The sequence below is a fragment of the Nocardia vinacea NBRC 16497 genome (assembly GCF_000308835.1).
In the GTDB taxonomy this organism is placed as follows: Bacteria; Actinomycetota; Actinomycetes; order Mycobacteriales; family Mycobacteriaceae; genus Nocardia; species Nocardia vinacea.
Genome location: NZ_BAGN01000196.1, coordinates 1 through 14,893, shown reverse-complemented (window position 1 = coordinate 14,893; position 14,893 = coordinate 1). Strand labels below are relative to the sequence as shown.

The following is a 14,893-nucleotide window of genomic DNA, read 5'->3' as shown; positions in this document are numbered from 1 at the left end:
CTCAACCGGCGCACCCGCTGATTCTCAGGCTGAGAATCAGCGTAGGTGACTTCCAAGAATGATGCTGGGTGTTCTCGCCCCTTGCAGAGACTCCCGTTCAGAGACTCCGTACCCAGCCCGACCTGCGCAACCATATCGGCATGGCCCAGCAAGAAGGAAGCCTCTCTGTACCACAAGCACGCGTCCTACGGGCACTGAGCTGCGGCGGGATGCTCACCGAACAGCAAATCAAGATTTCCGCGAGTCTCACGGCGTGGACGACCCGCCAAACCGTGGCGAACCTCGTCAGCCGAAACCTGATCGTTGCCGGAGCCAGGCGTGGGCGGTACGAGATCACCCGGCTAGGCCGAAATATGTTGGCGGCAAAGGCATCTGATTGCAGCTCGGCGAAGGCCTGACGCGGATCGAATGACGACAGCGGCAACTCCGGTTGTCCAGGGACCCAGCTCGATCGGCTCGACGTGGGAGGGCGAGATGCGCGAGATACATCGGACCGAGATCGACGGCTTGCAGGCCACCTGGCGACTGAATCACCTACGACAGGTCGAAATCATGGACGTACACAACACATCTGAGATTCTGCCGATTGTCACGTTCGGGCCGGGCACGTATCCGGATCTGGTCCTGGCGCGGGAACTGTGGCCGAGGCTGGCGCGGCTATGGGATGCCGTACGCCACGACCTGTGGATGCAGTTGGTTCCCCGGTATCGACCCTCGAGCATGGCCGGGTACCCACGGTGACCGCCGAAAAGTCACCAGCTGACCAGCGGCATGCCGGAGAACTGCCCTCGATACGAGAGTGGTTGTGCGCCATAGAGAATGCCGCCGGACTCGGCTATCACGTCGAGCGCGAGCCTAATCCGCCCTTCGGCTGGAACCTGGTCGACGGATCGGGCGCGATAGTGTGCAGCGGACCTCTGGACCGGCTCGACCGCTGGCTTCTCCGCGGCAACTTCGAATCCTCCGCGTCCGCGGGTGCGGCGGGGAGCGTTCTGCCGCAACGGGTTCCAGGCGCGTCGGGACACTTTCCAGCCGGTCCGGCGAGGCTGCTGCCGGTCGAGGTGATGGCTCGATTCACCGCCGCAGTCACCGAGTGGGCTACCGAGCCACCGGACGCCTCATCTGCGTAACACACCTACGTTGACGAACCCGCCCGAGAACACGGATGCTGTCCGTCACCGAGCAGATGGCTGGCTGGCCAGCGAAATCGCGCACTTCCTGAAGTTCGCCTGCCGCAGGGACATTCAGGGCCGAGCGTGAATGGTGGAGCGGAAACGCAGCGGCCTTCCCGGCAGCATCTGCCGGGCTGCGCGGAGGCCGGTCCCGGTTCTGATCGCTGCGCGTTCGCGCACACGGGCAAGGGCGGCTACCTTGCGGGCCAAGGCAGCATCAATTGGGCAACGACGGGGTGGGCGTGTTGTTTTCGGGTGTCGACTGGCCGATGTGATGTCGGAAGGCCATGCGGTAGTGCTGCGGCGCGGTGCCCACGTAGCGGTGGAAGGCGTCCCGGAAGGCGGCCGGACTGCCGAGTCCGCTGAGGCGGGCGACCTGTTCGACTGGTGTCGTGGTCGTCTCCAGCAATTCCCTGGCCCGGTCGATGCGCGCACTGGTCAGCCAGGCAATCGGCGAAGTGCCGGTTTCCTGCTGGAAGCGCCGGATGAAGGTGCGGCGGGACATGTGCGCGTGGCGGGCCAGCATCTCCAGCCCTTGCGGCTGGGACAGGTGCGCCAGCATCCAGTCGCGCACCGCGGCGAGGTCTTCGCCGTGCGCGGCGGGTCGGAATTGTTCGACATACTGCGACTGTCCGCCCGCGCGCCGCGGCGGTGCCACCAGAAGCCGTGCGCGGCTGTTCGCCGCCGCCGCGCCGTGATCCTGCCGAATGACGTGCAGACACAAGTCGATTCCCGCGGTGACGCCTGCGGAGGTGAGAATATCGCCGTCGTCGACGTAGAGCTGATCCGGCCGGACGTCGATACGCGGATAGCGCTGTCGCAGCAGCGCGGTGTGCTGCCAATGCGTGGTCGCCGGACGTCCGTCCAGCAATCCGGCAGCCGCCAGCGCGAACGCGCCGGTGCAGATCGATATCAGCCGGGTTCCGCGCGTATGCGCGGCGCGCAAGGCCGCGAGCACGCCAGGTGGCACCGGCGCCTCCGGTGCCACATAACCGGGGACGACGACGGTGTCGGCGTCCACCAGCGCCGCCAACCCGGCGGGCGCACTGAGTCTGAAGCCGACGCTGGGCACCGGCTCGGCCGAAGAATCCGCGCACACGGTGAGGCGATAACGCGGGTCACCACCGAATGTCTGAACCGCGATGCCGAGGTCGAGCGGCAGCACGCCGGATAGCGCCAGCACTGCGACGTGGTGGGTCCCGGGCACCTTCATGGCACTATTCTAGCGATCGGTGGCATCAGGGCCACTGTGCGTTCCGGTCTCCGCTTCGTAGCCTGCAGTCATGACCTTTTCGCTCGACCTGCCCGGGGGTCCGCTGTCCGACGCTGTCCTGTCACTGGTGTTCGACACCGAGAGCCCCGCCATTGCCAACCACAGCGTGCGCAGCTTCCTGTTCGCCCAACTGCTCGCCATCCACGAAGGTTGTGTGGACGACGCCGAGTACGACCGCGAGCTGCTGTTCGCGGCCACCGTCATGCACGATCTCGGTGCGGGGGCGCTGGCACACGGCGAGAGCCGTTTCGAAGTGGAGGGCGCGGATCTGGCGGCCGCGCTATTGCGCGAGCACGGCGTCGCCGCCGCGGATGTGGACCGGGTTTGGGAGGCGATCGCGCTGCACACCTCGCCCGGTATCGCCGAGCGCCGCGGCCTGCTGGCCTACCTGACCCGCGCGGGCGTCGGCGTCGACTTCGGCCGCAACGCCGATGTCGTGATGGCATGGGAGCAGAAAATCCATGCTGCCTACCCACGCTTGGACATGGCCCGGACTCTCACCGACGCGATCGTCGAGCGGGCCGCGTGCACGCCCGCCGCGGGACCGCCCTACACGATTGGCGGCGAACTGCTGCGAGAGCGCCGATCCGGCGGTGCCACCCGCCTGGAACTGGGCGCTGCCTCATCTGTCTGGGGCGAGTAGCGCTCCGCCGTAGTCGCCCCAGTTCTTATGCGCTGCGCCCGAGTTCCTCTGGTGCGGCGCGCTCGACAACATCCGGATGCAACCGCTCATCCTCCTCGGCCAAACGCGCCTGCAGATCGGCAACGCTCAGAGGAGTTCGGTTGGGCCGCCGCGGCCGCACCAGCATCGTGACCACTGCGGCGATCGCCACGACAACACATACGACACTCCCGAGCAGGATGACATTCATGCTTGTCCCCTCCAGAGGTTGCGCATCAATCGAGAACTTCACGAAGTTGGAAACCCGTCGGGATAGCGCCGGTGTGGAAGTAGGTCGCGAATACCTCCGCCGCATGTTCGGCGTCGAAGATCTCGTCGGGATACGCGCGCAGTAGATCTGCGTCATTCGGCACATCGACGCCCGGGTAGCCGACTCGATCGCCGGATAGGCCGAGCAGGTAGCGGCGTGGCGTCCCGTCGACTTCGGTGCCCAGCTCGATGCCAAGCACGTCGGCCGAGCCGATGCACTCCACGTAGTTCCGGCCCGGCGCGGCGCTGAGCGTCGCGGTGATCTCGGACGCGGGCATCGGATATGGCAGGCGGGTGAGATTCACCGAGTAGGAATCGAATCCGTCCAGTCTGCGCAGCGGGCGCAGGAAGTTGATCACGGAGTCGTCCGGACCGATGAAGACTCTGAGTCGATTGCTGTAGGTGAGCCGATGGGTGGTGGTCACCGGTTCCGCTGTCGGACCGCCCGCTTCGAGCTCGACCCCCAACCCGAGTGCAGTACGCGCGCTCATCGGACGCGGAACCTCCATGTGAAACCCACCTACGATCATAGTTATCGACTAGCTAACTCAGCATTGCCGTTGTCGAGCCTAGATGGAAGGTCTAGGTGATGTGTGACACATCACGGTTTTGTTGCGAACTGCTGTGAGCTACCTGGGTTCTTCGAGCCCGAGTGAATATCGCGCGGCTCCACTGAACCGAGGTGCCGCGCGACCGGTCACGATCTCTACTTGATTGCCAGAAGGATTCCAGCAGTCGAACAACTCAGCGTCGAAGGCCGGAGATCGATCTGGGCTCGGCGTCGTGCCGATACACCGGTGTGAGCAGATCGGCATCGACCGGTTCCCCGGTGGATCGGTCGTAGCGGACGGCGACCAGCACCGAAAACAGATGTGTCGCAGCGCGTTCGTGCAGCGTGGCCAATCTGGTTGCGAGCAAACGGATTGCGCCGAGCGAGCCGGGTGGGTGCAGGCCGTCGATGATCAGGGCGGTGCCGCGTCCGTCGGGACGTGGGAGTCGCGCGACATAGGCGATATCGTGTGGTTCCGGACCGCCCGGCCGGTATACCCGCCGGGCCGCCCGATCCTCTATACCGCGCCGGGCATCCCCGGCCCGGGCCACCGCGCGCCGCAGTCGCGGATCGGCCGCGATGAGCTGACGAATGCTCGGCGAGAGTTCGGGCCCGCCTAGCACAATCAGGCCGTCGCGATTCAGGTCGACGGGTCGGCCCGGCAGGAAGTGTTCGACCGTTGCGGTGAAGCCGAGTTCGCGAAGTAGCTCCACCAGTCGTTGTGCCGCACTCGGATCCGGTGCGCCGAGCACTCGGCCGCCGCGGACCTCCGGAGCGATTACCGTGAGCGATCCGTGCCCGAAAAACAGACCTTCCGGTGCGGGACCCTGGGTACTCACCTGATGGATCCGCGCGCGGGAAAGCCCCGCCGCCGCACCGATTCTGGCGAAGGTCCAGCCCTCGGCATGAAGTTCCCTGATCACCGCCCTGCGGATACGGGTTAGTTCGTTGATGGTCTGCTGGGCTGCTGCCACCCCATCGGTGGCCGCCTTGAGTCGCTCGACTTTATCTTCGATCGCGAAAACGCGCGCCACGTCATCGGCCGACATGTGCGAAGTCTAGACATCTCGACACGATCAAGCGTCTAGTCTTCTTGACACAACAGACCCGTTGCAGCCCTTGGCAACCACAACAGAGCGAGTCTTACGAGCGAACACGCCGCGCCGTAGGCGCGGCCAATCCAACACAGTTACGTCGCGTCGGTGTCGATCGGCGGACGTTCGTTGTGCTCCAAGGGCTTTTCGAGCTTGGGCATCGGGTAGTCCGGCATGCCGCCGCTGGCGCCGAGCAGGTCCTGCTTGTCCGGGATCGCCTTCTCGAAATCGCGGAAGACCGAATCGTCGCCATTCAGAAGATGTTTGGTGACCATCTGGCGCGGCGACATCTGGCGCAGCTCGTTCAGATCGGCCAGCGGCTTGCGCAGGTCCTCGAATTCCGGTCCGAGTTCCTGCTGCAGCTGCTGGGTCGCACCGCTGGCGTAGTCGCGAACCTTGCGCAGGCTCTGCGTGGTCCAGCGAATCGCCCCGGGCAGTCGCTCCGGGCCGAGGATCACGAGGGCGGCGACGAGGAGGATGACCATCTCGCCCCAGCTGATGTTGCTGAACACGAGTCCAGGCTACCTGGGCCGACGTAGCCGAGCCGCTCCGGATTCCATCCGCGGCTCAGTCCGATTCCAGCGTGACCGGTACGTCCACCTGCCTGCCATCGCGGATCAACTGCACGTTCACCGTCTCGCCGATCTTGCGCTGCTGCACGGCGACCACCAGCTCATCCGGGCCGGTCACCTCGCGATCGCCGATCTTCACGATGACGTCGTTCTCGACGATTCCGGCCTTGGCGGCCGGTCCGCCGGGTTCCACGTCGGCGACCGCCGCGCCGCTCATCACATCGTTTGCGACCTGCTTGCTGCGGGCGCTGAGACCGATCTTCGGGTGGTGCACCTGGCCGTCGTGGATGAGGGTCTGCGCGATATTGGTCACCATATCCACCGGGATCGCGAAGCCGAGGCCGACCGAACCGCCGGTCTCACTGCGGATCGCGGTGTTGATGCCGATGACCCGGCCCTCCATGTCGACCAGTGCGCCACCGGAGTTACCCGGGTTGATCGAGGCATCGGTCTGCACCGCGTCGATGACGGCCTTGGTATCGCTGCCTTCACCGGAGAGCGCGACCGGACGGTGCAGGGCACTGACGATGCCGGAGGTGACGGTCTTGCTCAGGCCTAGCGGCGAACCGATCGCCAGCACGTCGTCACCCACCTGGACGTCCTTGGACTTGCCCAGATTCGCGACAGTGAGATTCTTCACATCGACCTTCAGCACCGCCAGATCGGTCTTCGGATCGCGTCCGACGATATTCGCGGGCACCCGGCTGCCGTCGGAGAAGGTCACCTGAATGGCGGCCCGGTTCGACTTGTCCTGTGCCGCCATCGAAATCACGTGATTGTTGGTCGCGATGTAGCCCGCACCGTCGATGACCACACCGGAACCGGTCGCGCCGTTGTCGCCGACCGTGACCCGGATCGAGACCACCGAGGGCAGCACCGCATTGGCAACCTTGGCGATCAGGCCGTGCGGGCGCTCGATCTCGCCGGACTGTTCCAGGGTGACCTTGCGCGAGGTCAACGGAGACGTCGCCTCCGCGGTCAACCGGCCGACCAGTCCGCCGAGCACACCGATGGCCAGCGCGACGGCCGCGAGCAGAGCCAGCGCCTTGGGGGCCACTCGGGAGCCGAAGAGCACCTCCCTTGCCGAGAGCTTCCGCGCCTGCGGCAGCGGTGCGTGCCGCGGGGTCGCGACGGCGGGTGCGCCGAGACGGGCGGCGGCGTCGGGATCGCGCCACGGATCGGCCGGACCGGCCACCGGTGCGCCGGTCTCGGCGGCGTCGGGATCACGCTGCAGGAGTTCGGTGGAGCCTTCGGGGCGACCGAAAGCCTCCGCAAGCACCGCGTCGGGCGGGCTGTTGTGCAGTTCCGGCCCGACCTGCGGTACATCAGAACCGCTCGATTTGGGCTGCTCGCCGAACGAACCGGCCTGGCCCGAGGGGCGCCGGAACGCATGCGCCGTGTGACCGTCCACATGCGGCCGGTAGACCGGGCGCGGTCCGAGTACGGGCGCGTCCGACGGCCTTAAGTTCCCCCGGGGCGCCGAATCGTTGGTGTCGCCTGCGGAGGGCCGCGATTCCGACGGCCCGGAATTCGTCGATTCGGTGGTCACTCGGCAAACTCTACTTGCGCCACCAGGTTGTCCACCGGGTCGCGGTGAACGAATCGGTCAGAAATCCGAAAACCGCCTCGTTGCGGGGGCTTCCGGCCGGCGGCCGGGCGGCCGCGCTGGTTGCGCCGCCGGGCAGTTCGGCGAGCGGAATACGGGTGAGGCTGTCGTGCAGATCGGTAGGAATCGACACCTGACCGGCCCGGCGCAGCGCGATCCGCGCCTGCTGCTGTGCGTCGACCTCCGCCGCGCATTCGGGGCAGACGGAAAGATGTTGGGCGGCACGCAGATAGGCATTCATCCGCAGTTCGCCGTCCACATAGGCCGCGATCGCCTCGCTGGCCAGATGCTCGGTGGGACGGAAACGGGGACGACCTGACGTGCTGGCGTCGCCACTCATTCGGTGCTCACCCTTCCAACCGACATCATCCACTCCTGCGCTCGACCGAACGGATATCCGGCCGTCGGGTGCGGTTCGGCTTGCGCCGGATCACCCCAGGTTCGCGTCAGCGGCGAACCGCTGCTCACTTCCATTATGCGCAAGGTAGTCGCGCAGTGCCTGACGGCCGCGGTGGATGCGGCTGCGCACGGTGCCGAGCTTGACACCGAGGGTCGCGCCGATCTCTTCGTAGGACAGACCCTCGATATCACAGAGCACGACCGCCGCGCGGAACTCCGGAGCCAGCGAATCCAGGGCGGATTGCAGGTCGGGATCCAGGCGGGAGTCATGATAGGCCTGCTCCGGGCTCGGTCCCTCGGCGGGCACCCGGTCATAATCCTCGGGCAGCGCCTCCATCCGGATCCGGTTGCGCCTGCGCACCATGTCCAGGAACAGGTTCGTGGTGATGCGGTGCAGCCAGCCCTCGAAGGTGCCCGGCTGGTAATTCGACAGCGAACGGAATACCCGAATGAAGGTTTCCTGGGTCAGATCATCGGCGTCCTGCGCGTCGCCGGAAAGTCGGTAGGCCAGCCGGTACACCCGGTCGGCATGTTCGCGGACCAATTCGTCCCAGGACGGCATCGCGGAACGGTCGCCCGTCGCGTCGAAGGCCGCAGTGCCGGTCAGCTCGACTTCGGTGACGTCCTCGTCGTGCATTTCCGCCTCCGTCGGGAGAATTTGCGCCGCCTCCGTCGGGAGAGCTTGCGCTGGCAGGGTGGCGAACTCGCGCGCCGCATCGACCATGTGAATGGTGATACCTCCTACTCGGGACCGTGGCTGCGGATCTGGTGGCGATCCGGGTCTCGGATCGTCACGTACGGTTACAACAGACGATCGGTATGTTGTTGTTCCCGCGCCCCCGTGCCGGACGGTCAGCTGGTCTTGCTTGCCCATACTCTTTCCTGCCTCGATATGCCGAGGGTGTGGAGATCCTGAGGGACACCTGAGAATCCGCCCCCGCCCCCGACAAACAATTAATCGCACGGCCACGGGATAACGCTTCACCGGTGAGCCAAACTTGCGACTTCGTGCCCTAGATTCATAGGCGTGGCATCGAATCTGGAGCGAAATCTCTCCTACGTGGAGGAATCCGTCGTGGAAGACGAGGTCCTCGTCAGCGCGCGTGAGCGGGCCACTGAACTCGGTGCGTTACCCGTACCACCCTCGGTCGGCGCCCTGCTGAGCATGTATGCCCAGCTGCTCGGCGCGCGTGCGGTGGTCGAGGTGGGGACGGGCGCGGGGATCAGCGGGCTGTGGCTACTGGACGGCATGCGCGAGGACGGGACCCTGACCACCATCGATTCCGAACCCGAGCATCAGCGTGCGGCCAAGGAGGCATTCCGAACCGCCGAGATCCTGCCAGCGCGTACCCGATTGATCAACGGCCGAGCCCTCGATGTGCTGCCCCGACTCGCCGACGGTGCCTATGACCTGGTGTTCATCGATGCGGCCCCGCTCGAGCATCCGCAATACGTCACCCAGGCCGTGCGGCTGCTGCGTGCGGGCGGCGCGATCCTGCTGCACAATGCCCTGCTCGGCGGCCGGGTTCCGGACCAGACCCAGCGCGATCCGGCGACACAGGCCGTGCGCGCCGCGACCAGGGCGATCGCCGAGGATCCCGAACTCACCAGTGTGCTGATTCCGGTCGGCGACGGTCTGCTCTGCGCATCGCGGGGTTAGTAACCGCCCGGCTATTCACAAGCGTTGGGAGCGTGTGGATTTCATTCGCCGTGTGCGGATTTCATCGCCGCCGGACGGGTATTCGAGTCGAAGCCAGGTTCGACGACGCAAGGTACGCCCATGGTGTGGGAGCGCGGATCCCAGATCCTAGAAATCGGCCATTTCGGCCACACGATCAAAGAGGGACGGGCACGCGGCGGTTGTCTGCTGCCCGCTCTCGGCTTTCTGATTTTCATCATGGTGCTGGCCGTGGTGGTGCTGTTGTGGGTCAGTAATGCTGATTTCGGCACCGAGCGCACAAAAGTTCCGCTGACTCCCGGTCCCTGCGAACCGTTCTGCACGGTCACCGTCGCGCCACCGGAACCCGCCCCGCGATAACCGTCGGAAATATTTCGCGCGAAACCGCCGCCGACTGGGTATCAAGGAGTAGACGATGTCCGGGGAGTGGCAATCGGGGAGAGGTTCAGCGTGTTTCGCGACAACGATGATCGAGACCCGATCAACTGGGGCTGGTCGGCGATCTTTCTTGTGCTGGTGCTCGGTCTCGCCGTTGTGCTGATGCTGTTGGTCGTCACCGCCGATTTCGGCGATAAGTCACCGGCCACGACCGTGCCGAAGACACCCGGTGCCTGCGCGCCGTTCTGTCCGTCGAATCCGACGTAGTCAGACCCAGACGCCCTTGCCGACGGTCACCACGCCGCCGTTGCTGACCGCGAAGCGATCCCGGTCCCGGTCCAGATCCACGCCGATGATCTCGCCCTCGCCGACGACCACGTTCTTGTCCAGAATCGCGCGCCGCACCACCGCGCCGCGCCCGATCCGGACGCCGGGCATGATCACACTGCCCTCGACGGTCGCGCCGTCGTCGACCATGACATTGGAGCTGAGCACCGAATTGCGCACGGTCGCGGCCGACAGGATGCAACCGGCTCCGACCACGCACTCCTGCGCGAGCCCGCCCTGCGCGAACTTGGCAGGCGGCAGATTCTCCGCCGCACCGCGAATGGGCCAGTGCTTGTTATAGAGATTGAAGACCGGATGCACCGAGACCAGATCCATGTGGGCCTCGTAGAAAGCGTCGATGGTGCCGACATCGCGCCAGTAGCCGCGATCGCGCTCGGTCGCGCCGGGCACCTCGTTATCGGCGAAGTCGTAGACCGAGGCCTCGCCCGCGGCGACCAGCGCCGGGATGATGTCGCCGCCCATATCGTGATCGGAATCGGAGTTGTCGGAGTCGGCGCGGATCGAATCCACCAGCACCTTGGTGGTGAAGACGTAGTTGCCCATCGAGGCGAAGGTGACGTTCGGATCGTCCGGTGTGCCCGGCGGATGCGCGGGCTTCTCCAGAAATTGGGTGATCCGTCCGGACTCGTCGGAGTCGATGCAGCCGAAGGCACTCGCCTCGCTGCGCGGCACCCGGATGCCCGCGACCGTGACGCCCGCGCCGGAGTCGATGTGGTGCTGGACCATCTGCTCCGGATCCATCCGGTACACGTGATCCGCGCCGAAGACCACGATGTAGTCCGGATCCTCGTCGTAGATCAGGTTGAGCGACTGCATGATCGCATCGGCGCTGCCGGTGTACCAGCGCGGACCGAGGCGCTGCTGCGCGGGCACCGGCGTGATGTATTCACCCGCGAAACCCGAAAGCCGCCAGGTCTGCGAGATGTGCCGGTCCAGTGAATGCGATTTGTACTGGGTGAGCACACACAGGCGCAGATAGCCCGCGTTGACGAGATTGCTGAGTACGAAGTCGATAAGTCGATACGCACCGCCGAAGGGGACAGCTGGCTTGGCCCGATCCGCGGTGAGGGGGAACAGGCGCTTACCCTCGCCACCGGCGAGCACGATCCCGAGTACGTGCGGCTGGCTCCTCACACCTGCCAAACTACCGCGCGACGCGGGTACAGGTGGCCCATGCCAAAGTGAACGTCTAGTTTGAAGCCGTGAGTTTCGGCACGGGCGGCGGGGGTGCGGGGGCGGGAGCCGGCGATCACGACCGGCTACGCGTTGCGATGTTGACGCGCGAGTATCCCCCCGAGGTGTACGGCGGGGCAGGTGTCCATGTCACCCAGTTGGCCGCGCAATTGCGGCAATTGTGCGAGGTGACCGTGCATTGCATGGGCGTGCCACGCACGGATGCCGTAGTCCACCAACCGGATCCGATGCTCTACGCCGCGAATGCCGCGATGCAGATGCTCTCGGCCCAGCTGCGGATGGCCGATGCCGCGGGTGAGGTGCACGTGGTGCATTCGCATACCTGGTACACCGGGCTCGCCGGACATCTCGCCGCGACCCTCTACGGGATACCGCATGTGTTGACCGCGCATTCGCTGGAGCCGCGGCGGCCGTGGAAGGCCGAACAGCTCGGCGGCGGCTACCGGCTGTCGTCCTGGTCGGAGCGCAATGCTGTGGAATACGCCGACGCGATCATCGCGGTGAGCGAGGGCATGCGCCACGATGTGCTCGACGCCTATCCGACGATCGATCCGGACCGGGTTCACGTGGTGCACAACGGCATCGACGCGACCGTCTGGCATCCGGAACCGCCCGTCGGCGGATCCCGCACGATCCTGGACGAATTGGGTGTGCGTACCGACCTGCCGATGGTGGCCTTCGTCGGTCGCATCACCCGGCAGAAGGGGGTCGGGCATCTGCTCGCAGCCGCCCGCGAATTCGATCCGGAAATCCAGTTGGTGCTGTGCGCGGGCGCGCCGGACACCCGCGAGTTGGAAACCGAGGTCGCCGCAGCCGTCGCGGAACTCACCAAGGCGCGCGGCAATGTGTTCTGGGTGCGCGAGATGCTGCCGACCGAGCAGATTCGCCAGATTCTGGCCGCGGCCACGATGTTCGTCTGCCCCTCGGTCTACGAACCGCTGGGGATCGTGAACCTGGAGGCCATGGCATGTGCGACCGCGGTGGTCGCCTCCGATGTCGGCGGTATTCCGGAGGTGGTCGTGGACGGTCGGACCGGTCGCCTGGTGCACTACGACGCGAATGCGCCGGAGCAGTACGAACACGATCTGGCCGCGGCGGTCAACGAGGTCGCCGGTGATCCGTTGCTCGCCGCCGAATTCGGCGCCGCCGGACGCCACCGTGCCATCGCCGAATTCGACTGGCTGCAGATCGCCGCCCAAACCGTGGCGATCTACGACCAGGTTCGCAAGTTCTGACGTCGGTAGGTCGAGACCTGGACCGAGGCGGTCACCTCGAGCGCGTCCGGTAGGCCATCCAGGTGGTTGGTCGCGTGGTGGGCGGACGGGCCCATCGCCACCACATTGCCGATATCGGTGCGGGTGAGTTTCATCGGGTATTCGACGATGGTGCGGTCCACCGCGTCGAAGTGGCCGGACATGGCATCGGTGAGACGACGGTCCTTGTCCGGGTCGACCGTCACCATGCCGAGTGGGCCGACAAGCTCGGCCAGATGCCGTGAGGTAGGTGCGGCGACGACGAACCTGCCGTCGGCGGTGAGGACCCTGGCTACCTCGCTCGGATTACGTGGTGCGAAAACCGAGACCACTCGATGCAGCGCACCGTCTCGAACCGGCAGTCCGCGCCAGGCGTCGGCCAGTACCGAGGCGGCACGCGGATGGGCACGGGCGCAGCGTCGGGCCGCGGGTTTGGCCACATCCAATGCGATCCCGACAGCCGGAACGGCATCGAGCACCGCGGCCAGGTAGTAGCCGGTTCCGGCACCGATCTCGAGCACGACGGCGCCGTCGAGCACCGGATCGTCGGCCGCGACGGCCGTGGCCACCGCATCGGCGATCGGCGCGAAATGTCCCCCGACCTGGAACGCGGCACGCGCGTCCAGCATCGCCGAGGTATCGCCGGTCATTTTCGTCGACGCACCGGTCAACAGACTGACATAACCCTGTTTGGCGATGTCGAAACTGTGCCCTTGTCCGCAGCGCAGCGCCCGATCCCGCGACTCCATTTCGGAGCCGCATTCCGGACAGGCCAGCAGACCGGCCACATCAGCGAGTGTGGGATTAGCTGGTGACACTCTTCAGTTCGTCACCGAGCGCTGCCGCTTCATCCGGCGTGAGCTCAACGACCAAACGCCCGCCACCCTCGAGTGGAACCCGCATCACGATTCCACGCCCTTCCTTGGTTGCCTCGAGGGGACCGTCCCCGGTGCGGGGCTTCATGGCCGCCATCCTCTGCTCCCTCCAGATCTGCGCGATATGCTGCGCACTTTCTTGGAACTCCAGTTGTCACCAACTAGTGAGCTCGCCGGCATTTGGCGAGCTACACCCGTCCCATTCTTCCCTATCGCCGTAGTGGACGGATACCTGAGTTCGAAATGTGACCGCTCGGCCTGTGTTGGGCCGTCCTCCCTAGACCCAGCAATCGGCCAGGTGGTCGTCGACCATTCCGGTCGCCTGCATCAGCGCGTAGGCCGTCGTCGGGCCGACGAAGCGGAACCCGCGCCGCTTCAAATCTTTTGCCAGAGCTATGGATTCGGGGGTGGTCGCGGGCACCTCGGCAATCGTGCGCGGGCGCGGACGTGCGGCAGGCGCAAAGGACCAGATCAACTCGTCGAGTCCGATATCGAGCTCGGCGGCCACCCGGGCGTTGGCGATCGACGCCTCGATTTTGGCCCGGTTGCGCACGATGCCTGGGTCGGCCAACAGCCGCGCCACATCGTCATCGCCGAAGACGGCCACCCGCTCGATCGCGAACCCGGCAAATGCGGTTCGGAAGGCCGGACGCTTGCGCAGAATGGTGATCCACGCCAGACCGGATTGGAATGCCTCGAGGCACATCCGCTCGAACATGGCGTCATCGCCGTGCAGCGGTTTGCCCCATTCGGTGTCGTGATAATCCCGGTAAAGCTGGGAGCCCTCCGACCACGGACAGCGGATCTTGCCGTCGGATTCGGTCGTATCCGCCGCGGCCACGGTGATTTCGGCGGTCATTTCTGATCCCCGAATGGCATGTGTTGCTGCGCGCTCGGGACCTGCTGTGCGCTCGAGAGGTGCTGTGCGGCCGAGATCTGCTGTGCGGCCGGGATCTGCTGTGCGGCCGGGATCTGCTGTGGGGTTGGGTTGTGCTGTGCAGCCGGGGCCTGCTGTGGGGTTGGGTTGTGCTGTGCAGCCGGGGCCTGCTGTGGGGTTGGGTTGTGCTGTGCGACTGGGACTTGCTGCGCGGTCGGGGTCTGTTGCACGTTTGGGGTCTGCTGTGCGGTCGGGATTTGCGGCACGTTCTGGGGCTGCTGCACGCCCGGGAGCTGCTGTGCGGTCGGAGCCTGTGAGGCGGCGACGGAAGGCTGCATGGTCGGCGGCTGGGCGATCGCCCCGTTCTGCGGCGCAGTCGTGGTCTGCTGGACAGTCGGCAGCTGGAGCGGGGCGACCGATGGTTGTCCAATCGGTGTCTGCGTCGTGCGGTTCTGCGGTGCGGTCGCCGGCTGCGGCTGGGCGACCGATGGCTGCCCGAACGGTCCCTGGGTCGCTGTGCTGTGCGGCGGGACGGTCGGCGCTTGGGGCTGGCCGGCCGTTGGCTGATCAATCGTGCCGTTCGGCTCGACGGGCGTGCTCTGCCGGGCAGGCGGCAGCTGGGGCGGGGCGACTGATGGTTGTGCGATTGGTGCTCTGGTCGCTGTGCCGTTCGGCGCTTGGGGCTGGCCGGTC

The 14,893-nt window shown here is 65.9% G+C and carries 19 protein-coding genes and 1 pseudogene; 8 read left to right on the top strand and 12 right to left on the bottom strand.

Translation table 11 applies throughout. The features are described 5' to 3' along the window. Positions 1-474: 474 nt before the first annotated feature. Together ON44_RS27085 and ON44_RS27080 are read left to right on the top strand one after the other, a co-directional pair. On the top strand, positions 475-741 hold the full coding sequence (locus ON44_RS27085; protein ID WP_040695111.1) for a hypothetical protein: 267 nt from the start codon (positions 475-477) through the stop codon (positions 739-741). Then, positions 738-1,130 (top strand): hypothetical protein, encoded by a 393-nt coding sequence (locus ON44_RS27080; protein ID WP_040695110.1) that lies wholly within the window; start codon positions 738-740, stop codon positions 1,128-1,130. Before ON44_RS27085 ends, ON44_RS27080 begins: the two co-directional genes overlap by 4 nt. Before the next feature lie 259 nt (positions 1,131-1,389). On the opposite strand, the gene ON44_RS27075 is transcribed toward ON44_RS27080, so the two are convergent. Continuing rightward, positions 1,390-2,385 carry a GlxA family transcriptional regulator gene (locus ON44_RS27075; protein WP_051182499.1) on the bottom strand — a complete coding sequence of 332 codons (996 nt, stop codon included), beginning with the start codon at positions 2,383-2,385 and terminating at the stop codon, positions 1,390-1,392. A gap of 70 nt (positions 2,386-2,455) precedes the next feature. Here ON44_RS27075 and ON44_RS27070 point away from each other — a divergent pair, with 70 nt between their 5' ends. Then, the gene (locus ON44_RS27070) at positions 2,456-3,088 is read left to right on the top strand and encodes an HD domain-containing protein (RefSeq protein ID WP_040695109.1); all 633 of its coding nucleotides are present in this window, start codon (positions 2,456-2,458) and stop codon (positions 3,086-3,088) included. Between the two features lie 25 nt (positions 3,089-3,113). On the opposite strand, the gene ON44_RS27065 is transcribed toward ON44_RS27070, so the two are convergent. The 7 genes from ON44_RS27065 to sigE form a co-directional block, all read right to left on the bottom strand. Then, positions 3,114-3,317, bottom strand: a complete 204-nt coding sequence (locus tag ON44_RS27065) for a hypothetical protein (RefSeq protein WP_040695107.1) — start codon at positions 3,315-3,317, stop codon at positions 3,114-3,116. A 25-nt stretch (positions 3,318-3,342) separates the two neighbouring features. Then, positions 3,343-3,867, bottom strand: coding sequence for a hypothetical protein (locus tag ON44_RS27060; protein WP_157187331.1), 525 nt, complete (start codon positions 3,865-3,867; stop codon positions 3,343-3,345). Between the two features lie 253 nt (positions 3,868-4,120). Next, complete coding sequence (locus ON44_RS27055) at positions 4,121-4,975, bottom strand: hypothetical protein (protein ID WP_040695105.1); 855 nt, start codon at positions 4,973-4,975, stop codon at positions 4,121-4,123. Between the two features lie 140 nt (positions 4,976-5,115). Next, positions 5,116-5,532, bottom strand: a complete 417-nt coding sequence (gene tatB / locus ON44_RS27050) for a Sec-independent protein translocase protein TatB (RefSeq protein ID WP_040695104.1) — start codon at positions 5,530-5,532, stop codon at positions 5,116-5,118. A gap of 55 nt (positions 5,533-5,587) precedes the next feature. Further along, positions 5,588-7,141, bottom strand: a complete 1,554-nt coding sequence (locus ON44_RS27045) for a trypsin-like peptidase domain-containing protein (RefSeq protein ID WP_040695103.1) — start codon at positions 7,139-7,141, stop codon at positions 5,588-5,590. Positions 7,142-7,151: 10 nt separating this feature from the next. Further along, complete coding sequence (locus ON44_RS27040; protein WP_040695126.1) at positions 7,152-7,538, bottom strand: zf-HC2 domain-containing protein; 387 nt, start codon at positions 7,536-7,538, stop codon at positions 7,152-7,154. Between the two features lie 90 nt (positions 7,539-7,628). After that, positions 7,629-8,234: an RNA polymerase sigma factor SigE gene (sigE, locus tag ON44_RS27035; protein WP_040695125.1), complete on the bottom strand. Its 606-nt coding sequence runs from the start codon at positions 8,232-8,234 to the stop codon at positions 7,629-7,631. Between the two features lie 390 nt (positions 8,235-8,624). On the opposite strand from sigE, the gene ON44_RS27030 reads away from it, so the two are divergent. The 3 genes from ON44_RS27030 to ON44_RS27020 all read left to right on the top strand — a co-directional run bounded on the left by ON44_RS27030 (position 8,625) and on the right by ON44_RS27020 (position 9,920). Further along, positions 8,625-9,257 (top strand): O-methyltransferase, encoded by a 633-nt coding sequence (locus ON44_RS27030; RefSeq protein ID WP_371856482.1) that lies wholly within the window; start codon positions 8,625-8,627, stop codon positions 9,255-9,257. Positions 9,258-9,377: 120 nt separating this feature from the next. Beyond that, positions 9,378-9,635, top strand: a complete 258-nt coding sequence (locus ON44_RS27025) for a hypothetical protein (RefSeq protein WP_040695100.1) — start codon at positions 9,378-9,380, stop codon at positions 9,633-9,635. A 90-nt stretch (positions 9,636-9,725) separates the two neighbouring features. Then, positions 9,726-9,920 carry a hypothetical protein gene (locus ON44_RS27020; RefSeq protein ID WP_040695099.1) on the top strand — a complete coding sequence of 65 codons (195 nt, stop codon included), beginning with the start codon at positions 9,726-9,728 and terminating at the stop codon, positions 9,918-9,920. Here the strand turns inward: ON44_RS27020 and glgC are convergent, their stop codons facing one another. Then, positions 9,921-11,135: a glucose-1-phosphate adenylyltransferase gene (glgC, locus tag ON44_RS27015; protein WP_040695098.1), complete on the bottom strand. Its 1,215-nt coding sequence runs from the start codon at positions 11,133-11,135 to the stop codon at positions 9,921-9,923. A gap of 137 nt (positions 11,136-11,272) precedes the next feature. Here glgC and glgA point away from each other — a divergent pair, with 137 nt between their 5' ends. After that, a complete protein-coding gene (glgA, locus tag ON44_RS27010; RefSeq protein WP_040695124.1) occupies positions 11,273-12,430 on the top strand; it encodes a glycogen synthase in 1,158 nt (385 codons plus the stop codon). On the opposite strand, the gene ON44_RS27005 is transcribed toward glgA, so the two are convergent. The 3 genes and pseudogenes from ON44_RS27005 to ON44_RS27000 all read right to left on the bottom strand — a co-directional run. Continuing rightward, positions 12,406-13,236 carry a putative RNA methyltransferase gene (locus ON44_RS27005; protein ID WP_040695097.1) on the bottom strand — a complete coding sequence of 277 codons (831 nt, stop codon included), beginning with the start codon at positions 13,234-13,236 and terminating at the stop codon, positions 12,406-12,408. The two genes, glgA and ON44_RS27005, sit on opposite strands and share 25 nt — an antisense overlap. Positions 13,237-13,252: 16 nt before the next feature. Next, positions 13,253-13,420, bottom strand: coding sequence for a DUF3117 domain-containing protein (locus ON44_RS48635; protein WP_011211259.1), 168 nt, complete (start codon positions 13,418-13,420; stop codon positions 13,253-13,255). 183 nt (positions 13,421-13,603) lie between these two features. Then, positions 13,604-14,182: pseudogene (locus ON44_RS27000) on the bottom strand (DNA-3-methyladenine glycosylase I); the annotation flags it as partial. Between the two features lie 20 nt (positions 14,183-14,202). Here ON44_RS27000 and ON44_RS26995 point away from each other — a divergent pair. Next, positions 14,203-14,517 carry a hypothetical protein gene (locus tag ON44_RS26995; RefSeq protein ID WP_040695096.1) on the top strand — a complete coding sequence of 105 codons (315 nt, stop codon included), beginning with the start codon at positions 14,203-14,205 and terminating at the stop codon, positions 14,515-14,517. Positions 14,518-14,893: the final 376 nt, after the last annotated feature.